The 1795-nt window shown below is 42.3% G+C and carries 1 protein-coding gene; it reads left to right on the top strand.

Annotation, left to right across the window (positions count from 1 at the left end; translation table 11 throughout):
* Positions 1 to 149: 149 nt before the first annotated feature.
* The coding region (locus D1831_RS14165; protein ID WP_125073447.1) for an IS1182 family transposase at positions 150 to 1795 on the top strand (1646 nt) is incomplete at its 3' end.

Genomic DNA, 1795 nt, shown 5'->3' with positions numbered 1-1795 from the left:
GAGGCTGTGACATAAGTCTCTAAAAACAAAGCCAGTCTGGAAAAATCTTCGGATTTTTCCGGACTGGCTTTTGATATAATGGAAAATAAAAAAGAGTACCGGTCGCACCCGATACTCCACGAAATTATCCCCGAAAGGACATTCCAAATATGCAAGATTATTATAACATGAATCAAACCACTTTGAGTATCGCCTTGGATTACCAACCAGAAGAAAATCATCCTGCCCGTTATATTAATGAGCTCGTTGAGAGTTTAAAACTAAAATATGATTACCAGTTCGGACGGCCACGGGAATATAACCTTGGCGCCATGTTAAAACTGGTCCTTTTGTCGTACAGTTACGGCATTTTCAGCAGTCGCAAGATTGAACGTTTTGCCCGTGAAAACAAGCCTGCTGGGTGGTTAATTGCCGACCAAGTTCCGTCCTACCGGACAATTTGCCGTTTCAGAATCTCCGATGAGTTAGCAACCATGACAAATGATAGCTTGTCCCAATTGACCGAGTATTTGCGTCAAAATGGTTTGATTGACGATATTTCTTTTATTGATGGAACTAAAATCCTGGCCGATGCGAATAAGTATAGTTTTGTCTGGAAGAAGAACACGATTCGGTTTGATCAGATGAATCGCGAAAAATTAGTCGATCTGTTAGGTGAGTTGCATGAAGCCGAAATTATCGGTGAAGTACCGGCCGGGTCAGATCTAACGCTGGAAATGTTAGATGCCATGATTAGCAAAGTTGAGGATCACTTAGTGGTCCTCAATAAAACTGTGGAAGCAACTAAGAAAGTTTCCCCGAACCCCGCCAAGCAACAACGACGAACTGTTAAGTCACAAAAACGTAAGTTAGATGAACGGCGGGAAAAAATGCGGGAACACCAAGCACAGCAAGCTATTTATGGTCAACGTAACAGCTACTCTAAAACGGACCACGATGCCACTTTTATGCGGGTTAAAGAAGATCCGATGCAAAATGGTCAATTGAAACCCGCCTATAATTTTCAAATCGCCACGAGCAACCAGTTCATCACGGGATATCAGTTGTTTCAGAATCCAACTGATACCCGAACGTTACAAACATTTATAAAGCATTTGAAGGCCAACAATACGTTAGGTACCACCATCGTCGCCGATGCCGGATACGGTTCCGAAAGTAATTATCGGTACTTAGAAGATAAACTTGAACAGCATACCGCCCTAATACCATACGGGACAATGCTTAAAGAGAATAGTCGGAAATGGCGTAGTGACGACCGTAAGGTTATGAACTGGGATTATCATGAAAAAGATGACTATTTCATCAATCCCCAAGGCGCGCGATTCAATTTCAATACGTATCGTCAGCGGATCGATAAATATGGGTTTACTCGTGATTTCAAAGAATACGTCGCCGAAAAATATGATGAAAATCACCAACTTATTCCCGGTGCATTAACCCCGAAAGGGAATCTTAAAAGAATCTCCGTGAATGGAAATTGGGAATATTTTAAGGCAAAACAGCGTGAGTTACTTTCAGCTCCAGATACCGGTCAGATCTATGCCCAGCGTAAGATCGATGTTGAACCAGTTTTTGGCAAGATGAAGGCTTCTTTGCGTTTCAATCGCTTCTCGGTGCGGGGCTTTGATAAGGTCACCAAGGAAGCAGGAATCGTAATACTGGCGTTAAACATTATGAAACTGGTCACGGTAGGGACCAGTTTTAAAAATCAAAGGTGTAAGCAAATGGGACGAGAAACCAAAATTCGGTTTCTCGTCCCATTTGCTTATACAGAGGCTAGTTATGTCACAGCTTC

This window comes from Lactiplantibacillus garii (assembly GCF_003885105.1).
Classification (GTDB): Bacteria; Bacillota; Bacilli; order Lactobacillales; family Lactobacillaceae; genus Lactiplantibacillus; species Lactiplantibacillus garii.
Note: the sequence above shows the minus strand (reverse complement) of the source record. Positions and strands in the feature narration are given on the sequence as shown.